This is a genomic window from Clostridium swellfunianum, assembly GCF_023656515.1.
Taxonomy (GTDB): Bacteria; Bacillota; Clostridia; order Clostridiales; family Clostridiaceae; genus Clostridium_AT; species Clostridium_AT swellfunianum.
In genome coordinates this window covers 1,760,435-1,779,088 of record NZ_JAMOFV010000006.1, presented here as the reverse complement: position 1 = coordinate 1,779,088, position 18,654 = coordinate 1,760,435, and the positions used below count along the sequence as shown (strand labels likewise).

Here is an 18,654-nt window from a genome sequence, read left to right as displayed (position 1 = left end):
GAAAGGAAGATTAAAAAATGAAACATCAATTACCAGAGCTAAAATATTCACACAACGCTTTAGAGCCATATATAGATGAGATGACAATGAACATTCATCATGGCAAGCATCATGCTGCTTACGTTAATAATTTAAATGCAGCTTTAGAAAAATATCCAGAGCTTCAAGAAAAGAGCCTAGAGGAGCTTTTAGTTTCACTAGATTCTGTTCCAGAAGATATTAGAGCCGCAGTAAGAAACAATGGCGGCGGCCACTACAATCACTCAATATTCTGGTCAATAATGGCACCAAATGCAGGCGGTTCACCGTCAGGAGAGCTTGCTGAAAAAATAAATGAGAAATTTGGTAGCTTTGATGAATTTAAGGAGTTGTTTGGTAAGGCCGCAGTTGGTCGTTTTGGAAGCGGTTGGGCATGGCTTGTTATATCAAAGTCGGGCTCACTTGAAATAGTATCTACTCCAAATCAAGACAATCCAATATCAGAAGGTCATAAGCCACTATTAGGCTTAGATGTTTGGGAACATGCCTATTATTTAAAGTACCAAAACAGAAGACCTGATTACATCAAGGAATGGTGGAATGTTGTTGACTGGAAGGAAGTTTCAAACAGATACGAATCACTAAAATAGCTAGTTCCATATCATCCCATATCCCTATATATAAAGCCTCAGCTAAGGTGTTAAACCTAGGCTGAGGCCATTTTTTTAAAGAGATTACAAGCTAGCCCTATATGTTATGTTATAAACTATCTTTTCTATAAATTTGGCGGCAACCTTTTCTTTGAGTACTGCTCGTATGAGTAGGCCAATTTTATGAGTATTGGTTCGCTGTAAGGGATGCTAGTGAATGTAATTCCAAAAGGTTCTCCTACCTTGGTATAGCCTGCTGGAACAGTTATTGATGGATATCCTGCTCTTGCTGCTATATCAGCTCCTGCTGTTCCTGGAAAGAGCACTGCATCTAATGAGTATTCGTTTATAGCTTTATCAATACCTTCAGTTTGAGATAGCCTAATATCTTTAATTCTATTATTTATATACTCCGGTTCTGTTAATGTACCTGAGGTTTTATCTGAATCTATTAAAACCTGCTGTCCATATTTTAATGCTGCTTCTGAGTTTTGTATGTTAAAATCGATGATATCTTTTAAGGTTTTGATTTTTGAACTGCTTCTTAAGCTAGACAAATAGGCATTAATATCACTTTTGAACTCATAAAATAATACACTAGCAGAGTCAAAGTCCTTTGCTGTACTAATTTGTACATCCTCTACTATTAAAGCTCCATGTTCAGCCATAAGACTAATAGCGTCCTCCATTAAAGCTCTTTGATCTTCTGTTAGCTCTTCAAAATAATGTTCTCTGGGTATACCTATTCTTGCACCTTGAAGACTATGATAGTCTAGAAACTGAGCATAGTCACTAAGTCCCCTGCCTCTGCTTGTAAAAGTAACAGGATCCTTTACATCACTACCAGTCAGTGCACCTAAAACTATGGCAGCATCCTCAACGGTTCTGCACATCGGCCCTGCGGTATCCTGACTATGGGCTAATGGAATTATTCCATTACGGCTAATTAAACCTACCGTTGGCTTTATTCCAACCAAAGAGTTTTGACAGCTTGGACTTAGAATCGAGCCTGAAGTTTCTGTACCTATTGCAGCGGTACAAAAATTTGCTGCAACTGCAGCACCAGAGCCTGAGCTTGAACCTCCTACATCAAATTTACCAGGGCCATATGGATTTAGTACTTGACCACCTCTTGAACTATAGCCATTCTCCATATTATAGGACATAAAATTAGCAAACTCTGTCATGTTAGTTTTCCCTAGTATTATGGCACCTGCTTCTCTAAGCTTTTTAACAATAAAAGCATCTTCCTCTGCATAGGAGTCAGCAAGGGCCAAAGAACCTGCACTTGTATGCATCTTGTCTCCAGTATTTATATTATCCTTAATAAGTATTGGAATTCCGTATAATGCACCTCTTTGCCCAATAGTTCCCTTTTCATAGTCTAAAACCTCAGCAATATGCAGCGCATCAGGGTTTATCTCAAGAATTGAATTGATTTTCACGCCGCTTTTATCATAGTTAGCTATTCTTTCCATATAATTCATAACAAGTTCTCTGCAGGTTATTTCCCCACTCTGAAGAGCCCTTTGAATTTCTCTAATTCCCATTGCTTCCATAAAATTTCACCTCCATCATAATTATATAATAACTTTTCCATATTCTTACTCTTGTGTCAAGAAATTTTTATTCTAAAAATTATTTTTACTAATATAAATATATTAACTAAGGATAGGAGGGATAAGCATGGCAAAAAATAAAGACAAGAAGGCACCAAAAAAGAACGACAGTAAAAAACCATCCGGTAAGTCCAAAGAAACTTCAAAAAAGAAATAGTATTAATTTATTAAAAGCTGTATCTGATAGCATCAGACACAGCTTTTATATTATAAATTTTTATTACTTTCAAGCATAAGCTCAAATTCTACATTTTGCCCGCCAAATGCCATTTCCTGATGGACATCCATATATCGGGCAGTTTCTATGGGATAAATATCAATTACTGTTTTACCGTATATTTCCTTTGTCGTAATGCCAAGCTTTTTTGCAAGTTTACCTTCCGAAAGCATGATACGTTTTTTTCCAAATTCATCTTTTCTTATTTTAAAAACCATATTTTCAAGCGCATCTAATATTTGCAGAAATTCATTTGGTTCAATATCCATAGAAGTACCCCTATCCTAGAAGTTATGTAATGATATTGTACGATATTTCTACATATAACGCCATAATTTTTGTTTATTTTGTAAATAAAACAGCTAAAAGCTCTAGGAATATAATCCCAGAGCTTTTAGTAAATTAGTAATATCTTTTTGAATTTTTTCTTCTTGAATGCTTTAGCTTTAATATTAATATCATTAAAGCAAGTACTACAATAATAACGCCTAAAGCGGAAACTAGGTAAAGAACTATATTATCCTTTACTATATCTTTTGTTGATATAGTTGTATAAAGATTTATATTCTTAACCGCTTCTCTCTCTTTAACAGCAAGAGTTCCTGCAGGTTTTTCAGAATCAAGCTTCCATACATTAAGCTTTTCTATATTGTACTCTTCTTTTAGTTCTTTCTTATTAACGTCATTATCGTAATAGCTGATGTCATCCTTTACTAGTAAAGGCACTTGTATTGTCTTTTCTGGACCAAAGAATCTAAAAGGCTTGTAGCTTATTGTTTCAGTCTTTAGCGTATCACCGCTTTTATGAAGAATTGCTGGCTTTTGAGTCAAACTCCATTCAACTATCTTCTTCATATCTTCAAAAACAGCAGTATCGTCCTTGCCATAAACTGACTTCATAACTACTCCAACAAGCTTTCTGCCGTCCTTTTCATAGAAGGCTACAAAGGATCTTCCAGCTAGGTCAGTTAAACCTGTCTTACCACCTGCTTGCCATCCAGGCAGCTCTAAAAGCTTGTTTCTATTTTCTATCATCATAGTAACTCCTGTAGAAGTGCTTATAGTGCTTCCCTTCTTTGCAAGAGTTTCTCTTACCCATTCGTTTTTAAAGGCTTCTCTTCCTATAACGCTAAGGTCATATGGAGTTGTATAGTGTTCTGGATGATCCAATCCATTTGGTATTATAAAGTGTGTGTTTTGTAAACCAAGTTTTTTAATTCTATCATTCATGAGTTCAGCAAATTTGTTTGAATCACCGCTAACAGCATCAGCTACCATGTATGCTGAATCGTTGGCAGAATATATTAAAAGTGCATCCATTACATCCTGAGCGCTCATCGTATCTCCAACCTTCATTTTCCCTCTTGCAAGTGTTTTTCCCAGTGAATATTCAGGCTGTATGCTAGCGCTTTGAGAATAAGGTATGGCATCTGTTCTCTTCTTGCTCTCAGCAAATAAAAGACCGGTTAAAAGCTTTGTTGTGCTGGCTGGCCACTGCTTTCCGTCTATGTTATTCGCATAGATAATTTCCTTTGTATCCATGTCTATAACTATACCTGCTTTACCTTCAATCTTTGGCATAGTATTTTCCGCTGCTTTTACATTACCTACGTTTGTTATAAGCATAAGCGAAGCTAGTAATAAGCTTAGTACAGTACGTTTCATTCAGCATCTCTCCATCTTCCGTAATTTTTTATACCTTGTATAGTATAACACTATATACTTTTCTGGACAAGCAATTATAAGTTGTAAAATTTTTCACATAATATATAATGAGGTTAGATTATATTTTAATGAACTTTTTTAAATTAATTGCGTTATAGCTATAGAGAGGTGAGGTTTTTGGAGGAATTTGAGCTTGTGATGAAAGCCAAGCAGGGTAACAAAAGCGCTTTTAATACGCTGCTTACCAATAATTACAGCCTGCTCAAAGGCTATATAATTAAAATGACTGGAAACCCTGAGCTTTCTCAAGATATTATACAGGAAGCAATGCTTAAGGCTGTTGTGAATATTGATAAATTTAAACCTGAAGCAAAGTTTTCTACATGGCTTATAAAGATAGCAACTAATGTTTATATAGATTACTTAAGAAAAAACAAAGCTATAGAACCTATTGAGGAAAACTTAGAAGCTGCTCAAGGCAGCGCTGAGGATATAGCTATTAGCAATATTGAATACAAGGAGGCAATGCATATACTCTTAAGCCTTCCCTATGAAAAAAGAGCGGTGTTTATTCTAAAGCATTATTATGGTTATAAATACGAAGAAATAGCAGAAATACTTAACTGTCCAGTTGGTACAGTAAGATCTAGACTGCACAACACCATAAAACAAATAGTATCAGAATTTGAAAGAAAGGGGCTGATATGATGAACGAAAAAGATGGTTTCCAAGATAAAATTATTGAGGAATACTATAATGAGGATTTAAAGTTTCAAATTCCTATTAACGACGCCTATAAAACAAAAATTGAAGACAGTTTGTCAAAAATGAATCTGTTAGAAGACTTTGATTTTCCACTAGAAGTGAATATTCTTGAGATTGTGGCAAAGGGTCAAGAAATTAGAGATAAAAGAAAAGTAAAATTTGAATTAGTCGGTTTCATATCGGCTTGCTTACTAATAATTTTATCCCTGCTTATAATTGCAATTAACACTAACCCTGCAATATATTTATACATTTATGGGGCAGTTTCACTTTTAATGCCCTTTGTAATTATACCTATTGCTAAAGCATCAAGGAGGGAAGCACAATGATAAAGCGTGATTTGCTGCTTGCTCTTGCCATTGCTGTTCCTATTGTTATTACGCAAGCAAGCTGGATATTTTTAGATGCAAGAAAGAGAAAAGAAAAGCATTACTGGCTTTGGGGACTTTTCGGACTTATAAATGCCCCTCAGTCCCTAATTGTTTATCTTGTTGTAACAAGAATTATAATGGACAAAAGTAAAAAGGATAAGAATAAAAATCCTCTGTAGCTTAAAGCTTGCAGAGGATTTTTAATTTTTTTATTAAGCTTAATGAACTTTTTGCTAAGTCATCCGTTAAAGTTATATAAAACAAAATAAAGGAGAGATTATACATGTTTGCAGATATGACTACAGCAGAAATAATAAAATTATTACTACCATTTCTTATGCTTCAATTAGGACTTATAGTCTTTTGCTTGTACAGGCTTGTAAAAGACCAGGTAAAATACCTTCCTAAGTGGGCTTGGGCACTCATTATAGTTTTTATCAATTTCTTTGGAGCAATAATTTATCTATTTATGGGAAGAGAGCGTGACTAATATGCTTAAGGCTGTTAATTTAACTAAAAAATACGGAAGCCATGAAGTTTTAAAGGGTATATCTTTTGAAATTAAAAAAGGTATGATATATGGCTTCCTTGGACAAAATGGAGCAGGAAAAAGCACAACCATGAATATTTTAACCGGTCTTATAGGCTACAACAATGGCGAGATATATCTAAAAGGAAAACCCCTTAAGGAAGATAAAAGAAAACTTTTAGAAACTGTTGGATACCTTCCACAGCATCCTGTTTTTTATGGCTATATGACCGCACTTGAGTATTTAAATTTTATAGGACAAGTAAATAAAATGTCTCCAAAGGAAATTAAAGAAAGAAGTAAGGAAATTTTGGAAATAGTAAAGCTTACTGATGCTTCTAAAAGAAAAGTTGGAGGCTACTCAGGGGGTATGAAGCAGCGTTTTGGCATGGCTGTTGCCATGTTTAATCATCCTGAAATATTAATTTTAGATGAGCCTACCTCTGCTTTAGACCCAGAAGGCAGAATGGAAGTTTTAGAGCTTATTGAAAAGCTTAAATCTGACGGAACTACTGTATTTCTTTCAACCCACATTTTAAACGACGTTGAAAGAGTTTGCGATGAAGTCAGTATTCTTCACGAAGGAAAAATTGTTATTTCTGAGAATCTAGAAGAGCTTAGAAACAAATATATACAGCCTATTTATGATGTGGAGTTTGAAGAGGAATGCTCAGGAATTAAGAAAAAGCTGCTCCCATTATCCTGGGTACAGAATGTAAGCATAGTTAAAAATCAGGCCTCTATATATGTAAGTGACTTAAGCATAGCAAAACAGGAATTATTAAAAACTCTTGCTGCAGAACAAAATCATATAGTTTCCTTTAATCTAAGAAAAAGCAATTTGGAAGATATATTCTTAAGGCTGGTGAATAAAAATGTGGACCTTTAAAGCGTACTTTAAAAAAGAATTTATTGAATCTGTTAGGCAGTACAAATATTTGATGCTTGCGGCAGGAATTCTGCTCTTTGCTCTCCTTGACCCAATCATGCTGAAGCTTTTGCCGGATATTCTCAAGAGTCAGCTTCCTGCAGATATTAGTGCTCTTTTTGTAACAACTCAAAAAACAGCAGTTCAAGGCTATATAAAAGATTTGAATCAAATTGGTCTTCTGTTTATAATTTTTATTTTCTGCGGAACATTAAGCGATGAAATATACAATCAAAAGCTTGTATTTCCCTACTCAAAAGGTGCAAGACCGGCAAGCGCGGTATTAGCAAAGTTTTTCAACTACATCTTAGCTGTTTGTGTCTTCACCGCCATAGGCTTTTTAGTAAACTATTATTATGTAACAATATTGTTTTCAAAGGATCCCTTGGAAATAGCAAGCCTGCTGCCCTCAATAACTTTGGTGTCCGTTTATTTTATATTTAACGCCTCTCTTGCAATGCTTTTAAGCTCCCTATTTAAAAGAGGCCTTGTAGGAGGCATACTTACTCTTGCTGTAAGCCTGGCTACTTCTGCTTTAGCTGGACTAAAAAATATAGGCAAATTTATTCCTTATAAGCTTGTAAGTCTTGCAAACGGATTTACCTTTGAAAACAGTACTTTTACTATTGTGTTTGTTACCATGTTATCTATAATTTTTATAGCTCTAACCATTTTCAGAATGAGCAAAATAGAAGTCATTTAAGACATAGAGTTATACTATTTAAATACACGAAAAAGCATAAAAACATGCAGTATGAGAGTTAAGCTAGAATTAAAAGCTCTTTCTGCATGTTTTTATGTTATAAGTTTATTTCACTATTATATTATTTTTCATTTTCCCTCTGCCTTGCTAAACAAGTATATGCCTATTATGATTATTGTGCTTCCTATTAAATTGTAATAAGTAGGGAACTCGGAAAATATCAATGCAGCCCAAACAGTTGCAAACACAGGCTCGCCTAAAATGGCTACAGATAAAAAGGTCGGCTTTATATGTTCTAATGCCCAGCTGAAAATACTGTGTCCAAGTATTGTACAGAAAAGTGCCAGACCTAAAAATATTGCAAAATCCTTTAAGGCATAAGGATACAAAGGAGTTCTTGTTATAATGTCTAGTAGCAGCAAAGTTATAGTGCAGCTTAAGTAAACAATAAAGGTGTAGGCAGTAACGCTCAATCTTTTCCTCATTATCCTTCCTATAATCATGTAAAAAGATACAAAAGCTGCCCCTGCTACTGCAAGCATGTCTCCTAAAAACACATTGCTTCCAAGGCCGCTATCTCCTGAGGATATTATGATTCCACCTATCAAAGTAAGAGAAATGCTAAACAGCGCTCTTTTATTAACCTTGTCCTTGAATATAAAATAAGCAAGCACCACAATAAAAATTGGATGTGTGTTAACAAGCACAGCAGAGCTTGCAATAGAAGTGTATTTAATGGAAGTAATCCAGGTTGCAAAATGCAGAGCCAGAAACATTCCGCTCAATGCACATAATAGAAGGCTCTTTCTATCAATATTTTTAAGCTCCTCTCTGTGCTTCATCATAGTTGCAGGTGCAATCATAAGCACTGTAAAAGCAAGCCTATAAGTAGAAATAATAAGTGCAGGTGCTGATGAAGCCTTTATAAGCACAGAAGAAAACGAGACAAATACAACTCCAATTATAACAATCAACTTTGGATTTATTTTTTTCAATTGCAGCCCCCCTAAATTCTAATTACAATTAATTATATCACAGAAAAAAATCTGCTAAAAAAATTTCAGCAGACCTTTGTAATTTGCTATTGATTGTTTAACTGCTGCTGTCTAACCTAGAACAGTTCTCTCTGTAATGACAGACCTTCTTTCAGTAATTTGTACCTATTTCTCTCGCAATAAAAAAAGTTAACAAGTTAACTTTTTTTATTTTTATAAAGATAACTTGTTAACTTTTTACCCTGTGAGGAAAATTGGTAAAATTATTTACTCAACCTTGTTTAAAATTTTAGAAACCCTCGGTGCTCTTATTCTATGTGCTGACTCTAAGCCTGAGCCTAAGAGAGGTCTAACGTAAAATTTAAAGGCATCTGTAACATTATTCGACGCAGCATTGATAAATTCATCCGGCATGTGTTTTGTCTTGCCAGCAACCTCGCTAAGCGGGGTTATCTTATAGTCTACTGAATAATAGCCTGTTCTATGTATGGTTATCGAACCATCTATATTGTGCCAAATGGCAAACTGTGCAGCCTTCTCTCCTACTTCTCTAGCCTCATGCTGGTCTACATCTGAAACACATCCCATAAATGAACGCTGAAGATAACCAAAAGTATCTGAGCGGACTCTCTTTATGTTTAGATGTTTTTTAATATAATTAGCAAGCAGATCTCCCAAGGCGCCTGTTCCTGAAAGCTGAACATTTCCATGAGCATCCCTCTCTACCTCGTCAACAAGCTTTGTTATAATTGGCACACTCTTATCGTCCTTTATCCCTTCTGAAACAGCTATAACGCAGCGGCCATATTTGTCATAAACCTCTTTAACATCTCTTAAATACTTTTCCATATCAAAAGGTCTTTCTGGTAAATAAATTAAGTGTGGTCCGTCATCAGGATACTTTTGAGCTATTGAAGAGGCCGCTGTTAAAAAACCCGCATCTCTTCCCATAACAACGCCTATATAAACTCCTGGAAGAGCTCTGTTGTCTAGGTTGGCCCCAATAAACGCATTTGCAATAAACCTTGCTGCAGAGCCATAGCCTGGAGTATGATCATTTATAAGCAAATCATTATCAATGGTTTTAGGTATATGTATGGCTCTAAACTCATAGTCTGATTTTTTAGCCTGTTCGTTAACAATTCTAACTGTATCTGCAGAATCATTTCCTCCTATGTAAAAAAAGTATCTTACATCATGTGCCTTAAGCACAGAAAAAATCTCTTTGCAGTATTTTTCATCAGGCTTATCTCTGGTTGAGAAAAGCGCTGAGGATGGTGTTATGGCTACCTGCTCCAAATTATGTGTGGTTTCCTGTGTTAAATCAAAAAAATCTTCATTGATTATTCCTGCAACCCCATTAACTGCCCCATAAACCTTGGTTACCTGATTAAATTTTCTTGATTCTAATACTACTCCAACTAAGGATTGATTAATTACTGCTGTCGGTCCGCCTCCTTGGGCTACAACAACCTTTCCTTCCAGTTTCATATCTGTCGCCCCCATTGCTAACATTTTTTATGACTATTAAGCTGCTTTTTCATGCTAACCTTTTAGCCTATGCTAATATTTTACAATACTGATAATATTAACACAATATTATATGTGTAAAATTAAAGAGTCTATATTAAAATTGATTAGTTTAAAAGCAGCAAAATATATAGAATATATTTTCCTAAGCATTTATTAAATGCCTAGAGGTTGTTAGCAAAAAAGCCACGAACCTTGGTGTTTTTCGTTTTCTTGATGCAAAGCTAATTTTACGAAAACACTTGGTTTGTGGCTTTTCTGAAGTTATAACTTCCTGCACAGCTATTAGCTCAGAAAACATATTATATATATTACATTGGTGATTTTAGCATAAATTTTATTCTAATGTATCCATTTGCTCTTTTCTGTTATCTTGTTTCTTTTGAAGATTTTCTAGAGCTTGAGGATCCATATGGTCAGCATTGTGATCTATATAGCCTTGGGAGAAAGTGTAATTCTTCTTCAAGCTTTGAAGCTGATCCTGTGTATCGTTCTTTGTATTGTCGCCGTAAACTATTGCATTTTTTATATCTTCGATTTGATTTTCTCTATCGTGCTGAACTTCATGAGCATGATCCAATCTGTCCGGGTCTCCTATATCTGAGTGCTGTTCCAAGTGTCTTTCAGTTCTTGTCTTATTTTCTACCAAGTTTATTAGTTGATCTACTCTTCTCTCATTTTCACGCTGCTGAGCAGCCTTTTGTGCCTCTTTATTTTGACTCATAAATTACACATCCCTTCTAAAAGTATTCACTATTATTGTTGCATTTTTCTGTTGGTAAAATACTATTTAAAGCTTTCCAAAATTGTTTAACTTTATTTTCATAAAGGCAGCTTTATAGGTTATAATGTTTATATGAATAAATTTGGCAATACCTAGGAGTGAAAATTATGAACGAAACTATAAAACTTTTAAAATCACATAAATCAATAAGAAAATATTTGAACAAAGAAATTGAAAAAGAAAAAGTTAATGAAATTATTAAATGTGCTCAGTCGGCTTCAACCTCAAGTTTTATGCAGGCTTTCAGCATCATAAAAGTTACTGATATGGAGAAGAGAAAAGCTTTGTTTCAGGTTGGCGGAAACCAGAGCTATATTTTAGAATGCCCATTATTTTTAGTTTTTTGCGCTGACTTACACAAGCACGAAACAGCATGTGAGATGAACCATACTAAAATGGCAGAAGGATATACTGAAGCATTTGTAATTGCTACTGTTGATGCTGCACTTGCTGCTCAAAATGCTATGATTGCTGCCGAGTCCTTTGGTCTTGGCGGAGTTTATATTGGAGGCCTTAGAAATAATCCTTATGAGGTTTCTAAAATACTTGAGCTTCCTCAAAACGTTTATGCTGTATTTGGTATGTGCCTTGGTTATCCTGATGATAATCCTGATATGAAAGAAAGACTTCCACTAGAAGCAGTATGTTTTGAAAACAAATACTCCTTTGATGAAAAACTTAATTTAGTGAAAAAGTACGATGAGGAGATCAGCAGTTACTACACTGAAAGGACAAATGGCATCAGAAAAGATACTTGGACTGAGCAGATGGCAAGGCATACAGAAAAACCTTTAAGACCTCATATGAAAGAATTTTTACAAAGCAAAGGCTTTATGAAAAAATAAGCATTGAAAGGATACATAAGATGAAAGAAAAAATCTACGAAATACCTATTTGGGATGCCTATAATATTGAGAACTGCGAGTGTCCCTTGTGCTCCATAGAAAAAAAAAGCGATGATGACTTTATAGGTGCACTATTTACTGAAATGGTTATGGACGTAAGATTAAATCCTCAGCTTGTTAAGGATTATGATTTTTGCCACGAACACTTTGAGAAGCTTTATAGGTTCCCGGATAAATGCGGTTTGGCAGTTTTGACAAACAGAATTCTATACTCTAAACGTGAAGGTTTGAAGCTTTCTGCAACTAATAATCAAGAAGCTAAAAAATCATCCTTTAAGAGCTTTTTTTCAAAGGATAAACAAAATGAAGTCGTAAGTTTCCAAAAGGAGTGCCTTCTATGCTCTCGTCTTGACAGCAGTATGGACAACTACCTTGAAACTATGCTGCAGCTATGGGTTAAGGAGGATAAATTTAAGGATTTGTACAAGACTTCTAGAGGTCTGTGCTTAAAGCACTTTAATGAAGTACTTTCTTTAAGCGATATCCATGTAAAAAACGAAGCTCAGAGAAATGAATTTAAGTCTGTAACACTGGAGCTTCAGGAAAAAAACATGGCTCGTCTTCAAGAGGAACTGGAGTGGTTTATTTCAAAATTTGACTACCGCTTTAAGGATGAACCTTGGAAGACCTCCAAAGATGCCCTTATTAGAACAATTCATAAGCTTATAGGAAATTATAATACAAAAATATAACAAATGATAACAATTCTTATTTACATTTTAAATTCAATGTGCTATTATAGCTATAGGCTGTTGGCGTCAAATTAACCGCAATATAATTAAATTATATTGGAGGATAATAATGGCGAGATATTTAGGACCACGATTTAAAGTAGCAAGACATTTAGGAGTTAATGTGTTTAATCACCCAAAAGCATTACAAAGAGGTGTTAAGCAGCATAAAAAGCTTTCTGAGTACGGGGAGCAGCTTCTAGAAAAGCAAAAGCTTAAGGCATACTACGGTGTGCTTGAAAAGCAGTTTAGAAGATATGTATTTGAAGCACTAAATTCAAAACAAAAATCAGAAGAGGTTTTAATCCAAAACCTTGAAAGAAGACTTGACAACCTAGCCTACAGATTAGGTTTTGCATCGACTCTAAGACAAGCAAGACAGCTTGTAGTTCACGGCCACATTTTAGTAAATGGGAAAAGAATTGATATTCCTTCCTACAAAGTTAATGCTGGTGATACCTTAAGTCTTAGAGAGAAATCAAGAAAAAATGAAATGTTCAGTGAAAACTTTACAAATATAGAAGTAAACTTAAGTTATTTAAGCAAGGATAAAGATAATTTTTCAGGAAAGCTTGAAAAGCTTCCTATTAATGATGATATTCCAGTAACTTTAAAATTCTCAAAGATTTTAGAGTTTTATTCTAAAAATTAAACTACGCCTCAAAGGACAAGGACTGATGCACTGCATCAGTCCTTATTGTTATATAAAATTCAAAATCATCATTTCATAATAATCTTCAAGCATATATTCATTATAAGCCTGTCTCCCCATAAGTCTAAAAATTATATCTTCTTTTTTATAGCCTTCCTTGTGAAGCTTAAGCTCTTTAAAAAATTTCTTTCCTTTAGTTTTATTTAGGTTTAACATATCTGTCAATTCTTCAACAGTATAAAATTCCTTTTCAAGCATTCTCTCTAGTCTACCCTGCAGTTCAAGCTTGTATTCTAAATCCACTTTGCTGTTTTTGTGTGGTCCCTGCTTTCCTCTATGATGCTCTGCACATAAATACTTATAGTTTAAAGGAAAATCCAGTCCCCCTTCATTTTTATGGACTATGTGATGGATATCAGCTTGTCTGCCGCATATTTCACACTTATACAATAACAACCCTCCTAGTTTCTGAAAGATTTCTAACCTTTCTGCTGTTTTTTAAATAGGGCATAAAGTAACCTTCTTGATGCTCCAATTATTTCTATAAGTAGTGAATTCTCTACTATCATTATATCATATTAAACTGAAAATATTGACCAATCTGAAAAATTTCCATAAAAATAATACTTGTTCCATAATTTAAAATATAGTTAGAAAAACAATTTTATTATTTATAATTTTAGCTTATACTATCTACATATATATATAATGCAATAAGGTTCTTACGCTAGTAATGTGACAAAATATCCGATTTTCAAGGATTTTGGGGACATTACTAGTATATTAGGACTTAGCACTATATATATCATAAAAAAATTAAAGACATGGGACTTACAATCCTTATGCGTATAATCTATATAGGAGGTACAATATGAAATACAACATGACTATTTTTTCAGACTATATATGACCCTTTTGTTATATCGGCAAAGGTATTGTCGACGAACTTAAAAAGGAATTTGATATAGAGGACATCTGGCTGCCTCTTGAGATACACCCAGATACCCCTGAAGAAGGAAAGGAACTTACAGCCATGTTCCCAAAGAGCAGGCTTGAGGCAATGACCACTAATCTAAAGAATTACGGCTCTCAATTTGGTTTGGTATTTAATCAATTAAGCCTGCTTTCGAATTCTCATCTTTCGCTTCTTGCAGGTGAATTTGCAAGGGATAACGGCAAATTTCACCAGTATCATGAAACTGCTTTTAAAGCTTACTTTACCTATGGCAAAGATATTGGTAAGGTTGAAGTGATATACAATATTTTAGAAGAGCTTGGTTTAGACATAAATAGTTTCAGCTCTGAAGTTAAGGCTGGCACCTATGAAGGCAAGCTTCAGGAAACTAGTGAGTCAGCACAGTTAAATGGTATTAACAGCACTCCTACTTTTATTATAAACAACAAGTATGCTGTGGTTGGAGCCCAGCCTGTGGAAGCCTTTAAAAAAGCTCTTTTAGAAATGGAAAATGAATCTTTGTAGGTAATGGAGGTTGTGCAATGAAAAGATATAAGATTGCTGCTTTAAGCCTTGTTGTTGCTTCATCCCTATCTGCCTGCTCAAGCGGCAGCAATAATTCAAATAACAAAGCTGCCCCATCTAATGAACCGCAAAACAACACTGGTCAAGCCAGCACCTTAAAACCATCAAATACGCAAAGCACCATCAAAAATGTTACAGTGGAAGATGCAAAAAAGCTCTTGGGCGAACATAAGGATTTAATTGTGTTTGATGTGCGCACAGAAGAAGAATATAAAAGCGGACATCTTAATAATGCAATACTTATCCCTCATGATCAAATAATTAATAGATTCAGCGAAATAGAAAAGTATAAAGACAAACAAGTGCTTGTATACTGCAGAACCGGCAACAGAAGCGCTGTTGCCGTCCAAACTCTTGAAAAGAAAGGCTTTAAAAATATCTATCATATGAATGAAGGCATTACAGCTTGGAAATATGATTTAGTAAAATAAATTGTGCTAGAACTGCCTCTGCAATATATATAAGCTATGCTTACTAAGCTGACTGCTGTGCAAAAAATTTCTAAGTTTAAAAAGCCACAAACTAACTGTTGTTCGAAAATTTGCTTCCATTTTAAGGAAACAACAACTCTAAGGTTTATGGTCTTTTTTGCTAATAACTTCTAACTGCACACTATAGGCTTAGTAAGCATTTTTTATATTTCTTCTGCTTTTAGCACAACTTGCCATAAAGATTTAATTTTACTTTATATCTTCATCAATAAATTTTGTTATCTCGTCTATAACTTTCTCTGGCATCTCCTCCTGAGGCGCATGTCCGCAGCTTGTCATAAGCACCAGCTTTGAGTTTTTAATATCCTTATGAAATCTATGAGCATCAGACACTGGCATCCATTTGTCTTCAGTTCCCCATATTATTAAAGTAGGTACCTTTATTTCCTTTACTTTATTATAGTCAAACTCCGTATAGCTTAAATTTCTTACCAGTTTTATTAAAGATTCAAAGGCTCCTTCTGTTTTCATAGGCTTATAGTAGCCATCCACCATTTCCTTATCAATTATAGTTTCGTTGTAAGTTGCCCAATCAATTATTTTTCTTGCTAATTTTTTTGAAGCGATCTTTTTTAAAAATTTTGCTACAGGTTTATATCTGCTGAGCTTTGATAATAATCCAGTTATCTCTTTGTTATTTTGATATCCTGCAGTATCCATAAGAACTAATGCTTTAACTCTTTGAGAATACTTAATTGTGAAATCCATCACCACTTCTCCACCAAGAGAATTTCCCACAAGTATAGCCTTTTCCATTTTGAAGTAATCCATAAGCTCTAAAACCTGTTTTGAAAAAACATCAATGCTGTATTCTATTTCAGGCTTTTCTGAAAAGCCTGTGCCTTTAAAATCAAATCCGTAAACATGATATTTCTCGCCAAGCTTTGGCAGCACCTTTCTCCAGGTATAAACTGAGGCGGCAATACCATTTGCAAATATTATATTTTCTCCCTGTCCCATTTCTACTATAAAGGTTTCAAAACCGTCAAGCTTTATAAACTTTCCCCACTTTTTAAGAGGATTTTCCTTTAAAAGTTCTTTTTCATTATATATATCTGCTTCTATCATTTCACTCACCTTTGTCCAATCTTAATGTTATAATATTTATATAATATAATCTCCCTTTAATTAATATACTATTTATATTGATAACTTTTGCGATTGGAGGTTTTGGCTTTGACAAGATATAAAAAAAGGAGCTTTATAAGAAGTCTATTCTTCAGATACATAGATGATGAAATTACTGCTATGGCTTCTCAGCTTGCCTACAGCCTGCTGCTATCCTTCTTCCCTTTTCTCATACTTCTTATGACCTTGATAGGTCATAGTTCAATAAGGAGCGAAGAGATTCTAATAGCACTAGGCACAATTCTTCCTAATGATATTATGAAGCTTATAACAAGTACTGTAGTTGATGTGGTAGAAACAAGAAGAAGCGATTTGCTGTCCTTCAGTATGATAACTACCATATGGACTGCTTCTAACGGCTTTAATGCTGTAATAAGAGGTCTTAATCGAGCTTATGACGAAAAGGAAAAGAGACCTTACTGGAAAGTACAGCTAACTGCTATTTTGTGTACTATTGGTCTTATTGTTATAATTGTTGTAGCTTTAGCTTTACTTGTTTTTGGAGAGGTAGGAGTAAGATTGCTTGTGAATAAGCTGCACTTTGCCCCTTCTATTGAATTCATTATAGATTTAGGCAGATATACTATAGGATTACTTGTTATGTTATTTGTATTTACTGCCATGTACAGGTATACTCCTTCTAAGAGGCTTAATTGGCATGAAACTCTTCCAGGAGCGGTATTTACAACTGCTGGCTGGACAATAGTTTCAGTTGGCTTCTCCTACTACGTTAACAATTTTGGAAGCTACTCAAAAATCTATGGCAGTATTGGCGCTGTTATAGCACTAATGTCCTGGCTTTTTATAAGTTCTGTAATAATTCTTATAGGCGGAGAAATAAACGCAACTATAGCTTATAGAAAACTGGACTTAGAAAAACATATGGGAGATAAATATTAAAGAAAAGCCTGCACCCAAAATTAAAGTGCAGGCTTTTCTTCTAATTACATATGTGAACCGTTTTCTTCATTTCTAACAGCTCTTGCCTTAGCATGAGGCTGTGCATCATTTCCTGTATCCTTATAACCGGTTTCTGAATTAAGGCTGTTAAAGTTTTTATCCATCATTGATTGATTTTTAGCATCTTCTATTGGATTTCTTCTCTTATTCTGAGCCATGAGATCATCTCCTTCTAAAAAATTAAAAACTATCCCCTATTGTGTTGCCCAGAAAAAGATTATTTTATACTATGTAGGCTAACTTAAGAAAACTATAAGCTTATATAAAAGATAAAGCTGGACTACTATAATTGCAGGAATTCCATATACAAATTTAAAGTGCCTTGTTTTATGCCTAAACAACTTCATTCCTATTAGTATTCCAGGACCTCCAAAAAGCAGAGCAATAATAAAAAGGTCTTGCTCTGGAACTCTCCAGTAGCCTTTTCTTGCTTTTTTCTTGTCTGAATACATAACAAACACCGCAAATATATTTATTGCCAGCAAATAAAGAAATATAAAAAACATTTTTCTTCCCCCAAAACAAATTTACTATATCTAATTATATGTAACAGACCTTTAAATTTATTTATCTTCTTATAAGGTAAACTGCGTAAAAAACAAGCACAGCTCCAACAATTTGAGTAAAGCTAATATTCTCTCTTAAAACGAAAAAAGATAAAAGCATGGCAGTTGGAGTCTCAATATTTCCTATAATTGATACCTTTAATGATCCAATATGCTTTATTGCAGCATACATTAGCGTTAAAGGAATTATCTCACAGAATACAGCCAATATTGCAGTATAGCCTAAAAGATTTAAGGATACTTGTCCTTTTATTATGAAGGTTGGGAAGCTGTAAACTACTAAGGATATTAAAGAAAACAAGGTAGAGTATGCGTTGATTGCAAGAGGCTTTACATTTTGAAGCTTATCTTCGGAGTAAATATTCATAAATGCATAAAACACTGCTGAAAGAATTCCAAATATTATACCTTTAAATGAGTATTTCAAACCTCCGCTTAAAAGTCCAAGGGCAAGTACACATCCTACAAAGGCTGTTACAAGCGCCAGGGTTTTCATTCTGCTTATTTCTCCCTTTCTAAAAAAGAGAGTATATAAAAATACCATTATTGGATAAGTGTAAAGCAGTATTGTAACCATAGCCATTGGAAGGTAGCTGTAAGCTGAATAGTAAAATACCGTCATACAGCTGTTTCCAACTACTCCAAGCACAAGAAGTCTAAAAAGTTCTTTTTTAGTTACCTTTAAGTCCTCTTTGCTTTTTACAAATAGAATTAAAAACATCAAAGCAACTGCAATTATATACTGAAGAGTTAAAAGACCAATAGCGTCGATTCCCTCCACATAGGCAAGCTTAACTATAAGACCTGCACTACCGAACAAAATAGCTGAAACTATAGAATAAATATAACCTTTTTTCAAATTAATCACCACATAAATTTATTTTTTTATTCAATAAACTATCTTCTAAATCATATACTAAATATTATCATAGTTTTGGGAGGAACA

The 18,654-nt window shown here is 34.3% G+C and carries 24 protein-coding genes; 13 read left to right on the top strand and 11 right to left on the bottom strand.

What is annotated here, in order from left to right; translation table 11 throughout:
- Positions 1 to 17 precede the first annotated feature (17 nt).
- Positions 18 to 629 (top strand): superoxide dismutase, encoded by a 612-nt coding sequence (locus NBE98_RS08100; RefSeq protein ID WP_250814443.1) that lies wholly within the window; start codon positions 18 to 20, stop codon positions 627 to 629.
- A 125-nt stretch (positions 630 to 754) separates the two neighbouring features.
- Here NBE98_RS08100 and NBE98_RS08095 read toward each other — a convergent pair whose 3' ends face one another.
- The 3 genes from NBE98_RS08095 to NBE98_RS08085 all read right to left on the bottom strand — a co-directional run bounded on the left by NBE98_RS08095 (position 755) and on the right by NBE98_RS08085 (position 4,130).
- The gene (locus tag NBE98_RS08095; RefSeq protein ID WP_250814442.1) at positions 755 to 2,188 is read right to left on the bottom strand and encodes an amidase family protein; all 1,434 of its coding nucleotides are present in this window, start codon (positions 2,186 to 2,188) and stop codon (positions 755 to 757) included.
- Between the two features lie 267 nt (positions 2,189 to 2,455).
- Positions 2,456 to 2,734 (bottom strand): hypothetical protein, encoded by a 279-nt coding sequence (locus tag NBE98_RS08090; protein WP_250814441.1) that lies wholly within the window; start codon positions 2,732 to 2,734, stop codon positions 2,456 to 2,458.
- Positions 2,735 to 2,867: 133 nt separating this feature from the next.
- On the bottom strand, positions 2,868 to 4,130 hold the full coding sequence (locus tag NBE98_RS08085) for a D-alanyl-D-alanine carboxypeptidase family protein (protein WP_250814440.1): 1,263 nt from the start codon (positions 4,128 to 4,130) through the stop codon (positions 2,868 to 2,870).
- A 168-nt stretch (positions 4,131 to 4,298) separates the two neighbouring features.
- Here NBE98_RS08085 and sigY point away from each other — a divergent pair, with 168 nt between their 5' ends.
- The 6 genes from sigY to NBE98_RS08055 all read left to right on the top strand — a co-directional run bounded on the left by sigY (position 4,299) and on the right by NBE98_RS08055 (position 7,426).
- Complete coding sequence (gene sigY, locus NBE98_RS08080) at positions 4,299 to 4,838, top strand: RNA polymerase sigma factor SigY (protein WP_250814439.1); 540 nt, start codon at positions 4,299 to 4,301, stop codon at positions 4,836 to 4,838.
- Entirely contained in the window at positions 4,835 to 5,224 is a 390-nt protein-coding gene (locus NBE98_RS08075) for a hypothetical protein (RefSeq protein ID WP_250814438.1), read from the top strand. The genes sigY and NBE98_RS08075 overlap by 4 nt, the downstream gene beginning before the upstream one ends.
- Complete coding sequence (locus NBE98_RS08070; protein ID WP_250814437.1) at positions 5,221 to 5,445, top strand: sigmaY antisigma factor component; 225 nt, start codon at positions 5,221 to 5,223, stop codon at positions 5,443 to 5,445. Before NBE98_RS08075 ends, NBE98_RS08070 begins: the two co-directional genes overlap by 4 nt.
- Before the next feature lie 104 nt (positions 5,446 to 5,549).
- On the top strand, positions 5,550 to 5,756 hold the full coding sequence (locus tag NBE98_RS08065; RefSeq protein WP_250814436.1) for a PLD nuclease N-terminal domain-containing protein: 207 nt from the start codon (positions 5,550 to 5,552) through the stop codon (positions 5,754 to 5,756).
- A 1-nt stretch (position 5,757) separates the two neighbouring features.
- Positions 5,758 to 6,684, top strand: a complete 927-nt coding sequence (locus tag NBE98_RS08060) for an ABC transporter ATP-binding protein (RefSeq protein WP_250817506.1) — start codon at positions 5,758 to 5,760, stop codon at positions 6,682 to 6,684.
- On the top strand, positions 6,671 to 7,426 hold the full coding sequence (locus tag NBE98_RS08055; protein WP_250814435.1) for a hypothetical protein: 756 nt from the start codon (positions 6,671 to 6,673) through the stop codon (positions 7,424 to 7,426). Before NBE98_RS08060 ends, NBE98_RS08055 begins: the two co-directional genes overlap by 14 nt.
- Positions 7,427 to 7,554: 128 nt before the next feature.
- Here NBE98_RS08055 and NBE98_RS08050 read toward each other — a convergent pair whose 3' ends face one another.
- From NBE98_RS08050 to NBE98_RS08040, 3 genes are all read right to left on the bottom strand, one after another.
- Positions 7,555 to 8,421: a DMT family transporter gene (locus NBE98_RS08050; protein ID WP_250814434.1), complete on the bottom strand. Its 867-nt coding sequence runs from the start codon at positions 8,419 to 8,421 to the stop codon at positions 7,555 to 7,557.
- 267 nt (positions 8,422 to 8,688) lie between these two features.
- A complete protein-coding gene (locus NBE98_RS08045; protein ID WP_250814433.1) occupies positions 8,689 to 9,912 on the bottom strand; it encodes a 6-phosphofructokinase in 1,224 nt (407 codons plus the stop codon).
- 376 nt (positions 9,913 to 10,288) lie between these two features.
- Positions 10,289 to 10,675, bottom strand: a complete 387-nt coding sequence (locus NBE98_RS08040; RefSeq protein WP_250814432.1) for a hypothetical protein — start codon at positions 10,673 to 10,675, stop codon at positions 10,289 to 10,291.
- A gap of 167 nt (positions 10,676 to 10,842) precedes the next feature.
- Between NBE98_RS08040 and nfsA the strand changes: the two genes are divergently transcribed.
- The 3 genes from nfsA to rpsD all read left to right on the top strand — a co-directional run bounded on the left by nfsA (position 10,843) and on the right by rpsD (position 13,023).
- The gene (gene nfsA / locus NBE98_RS08035) at positions 10,843 to 11,580 is read left to right on the top strand and encodes an oxygen-insensitive NADPH nitroreductase (RefSeq protein ID WP_250814431.1); all 738 of its coding nucleotides are present in this window, start codon (positions 10,843 to 10,845) and stop codon (positions 11,578 to 11,580) included.
- Positions 11,581 to 11,600: 20 nt separating this feature from the next.
- Entirely contained in the window at positions 11,601 to 12,332 is a 732-nt protein-coding gene (locus NBE98_RS08030) for a DUF6062 family protein (protein ID WP_250814430.1), read from the top strand.
- A 109-nt stretch (positions 12,333 to 12,441) separates the two neighbouring features.
- On the top strand, positions 12,442 to 13,023 hold the full coding sequence (rpsD, locus tag NBE98_RS08025) for a 30S ribosomal protein S4 (protein WP_250814429.1): 582 nt from the start codon (positions 12,442 to 12,444) through the stop codon (positions 13,021 to 13,023).
- Positions 13,024 to 13,071: 48 nt separating this feature from the next.
- On the opposite strand, the gene NBE98_RS08020 is transcribed toward rpsD, so the two are convergent.
- The gene (locus NBE98_RS08020; protein WP_250814428.1) at positions 13,072 to 13,473 is read right to left on the bottom strand and encodes an HNH endonuclease; all 402 of its coding nucleotides are present in this window, start codon (positions 13,471 to 13,473) and stop codon (positions 13,072 to 13,074) included.
- A gap of 472 nt (positions 13,474 to 13,945) precedes the next feature.
- Between NBE98_RS08020 and NBE98_RS08015 the strand changes: the two genes are divergently transcribed.
- Together NBE98_RS08015 and NBE98_RS08010 are read left to right on the top strand one after the other, a co-directional pair.
- Positions 13,946 to 14,503 carry a DsbA family oxidoreductase gene (locus NBE98_RS08015; RefSeq protein ID WP_349305981.1) on the top strand — a complete coding sequence of 186 codons (558 nt, stop codon included), beginning with the start codon at positions 13,946 to 13,948 and terminating at the stop codon, positions 14,501 to 14,503.
- Positions 14,504 to 14,520: 17 nt separating this feature from the next.
- Positions 14,521 to 14,994 carry a rhodanese-like domain-containing protein gene (locus NBE98_RS08010; protein ID WP_250814427.1) on the top strand — a complete coding sequence of 158 codons (474 nt, stop codon included), beginning with the start codon at positions 14,521 to 14,523 and terminating at the stop codon, positions 14,992 to 14,994.
- A 249-nt stretch (positions 14,995 to 15,243) separates the two neighbouring features.
- On the opposite strand, the gene NBE98_RS08005 is transcribed toward NBE98_RS08010, so the two are convergent.
- Complete coding sequence (locus NBE98_RS08005; RefSeq protein ID WP_250814426.1) at positions 15,244 to 16,122, bottom strand: alpha/beta fold hydrolase; 879 nt, start codon at positions 16,120 to 16,122, stop codon at positions 15,244 to 15,246.
- A 108-nt stretch (positions 16,123 to 16,230) separates the two neighbouring features.
- Here NBE98_RS08005 and NBE98_RS08000 point away from each other — a divergent pair, with 108 nt between their 5' ends.
- Complete coding sequence (locus tag NBE98_RS08000) at positions 16,231 to 17,082, top strand: YihY/virulence factor BrkB family protein (RefSeq protein WP_250814425.1); 852 nt, start codon at positions 16,231 to 16,233, stop codon at positions 17,080 to 17,082.
- A gap of 44 nt (positions 17,083 to 17,126) precedes the next feature.
- Here NBE98_RS08000 and NBE98_RS07995 read toward each other — a convergent pair whose 3' ends face one another.
- The 3 genes from NBE98_RS07995 to NBE98_RS07985 form a co-directional block, all read right to left on the bottom strand.
- A complete protein-coding gene (locus NBE98_RS07995) occupies positions 17,127 to 17,300 on the bottom strand; it encodes a hypothetical protein (RefSeq protein WP_250814424.1) in 174 nt (57 codons plus the stop codon).
- Between the two features lie 78 nt (positions 17,301 to 17,378).
- The gene (locus tag NBE98_RS07990; protein ID WP_250814423.1) at positions 17,379 to 17,648 is read right to left on the bottom strand and encodes a DUF1294 domain-containing protein; all 270 of its coding nucleotides are present in this window, start codon (positions 17,646 to 17,648) and stop codon (positions 17,379 to 17,381) included.
- A gap of 61 nt (positions 17,649 to 17,709) precedes the next feature.
- The gene (locus tag NBE98_RS07985; protein ID WP_250814422.1) at positions 17,710 to 18,576 is read right to left on the bottom strand and encodes a DMT family transporter; all 867 of its coding nucleotides are present in this window, start codon (positions 18,574 to 18,576) and stop codon (positions 17,710 to 17,712) included.
- Positions 18,577 to 18,654 lie beyond the last annotated feature (78 nt).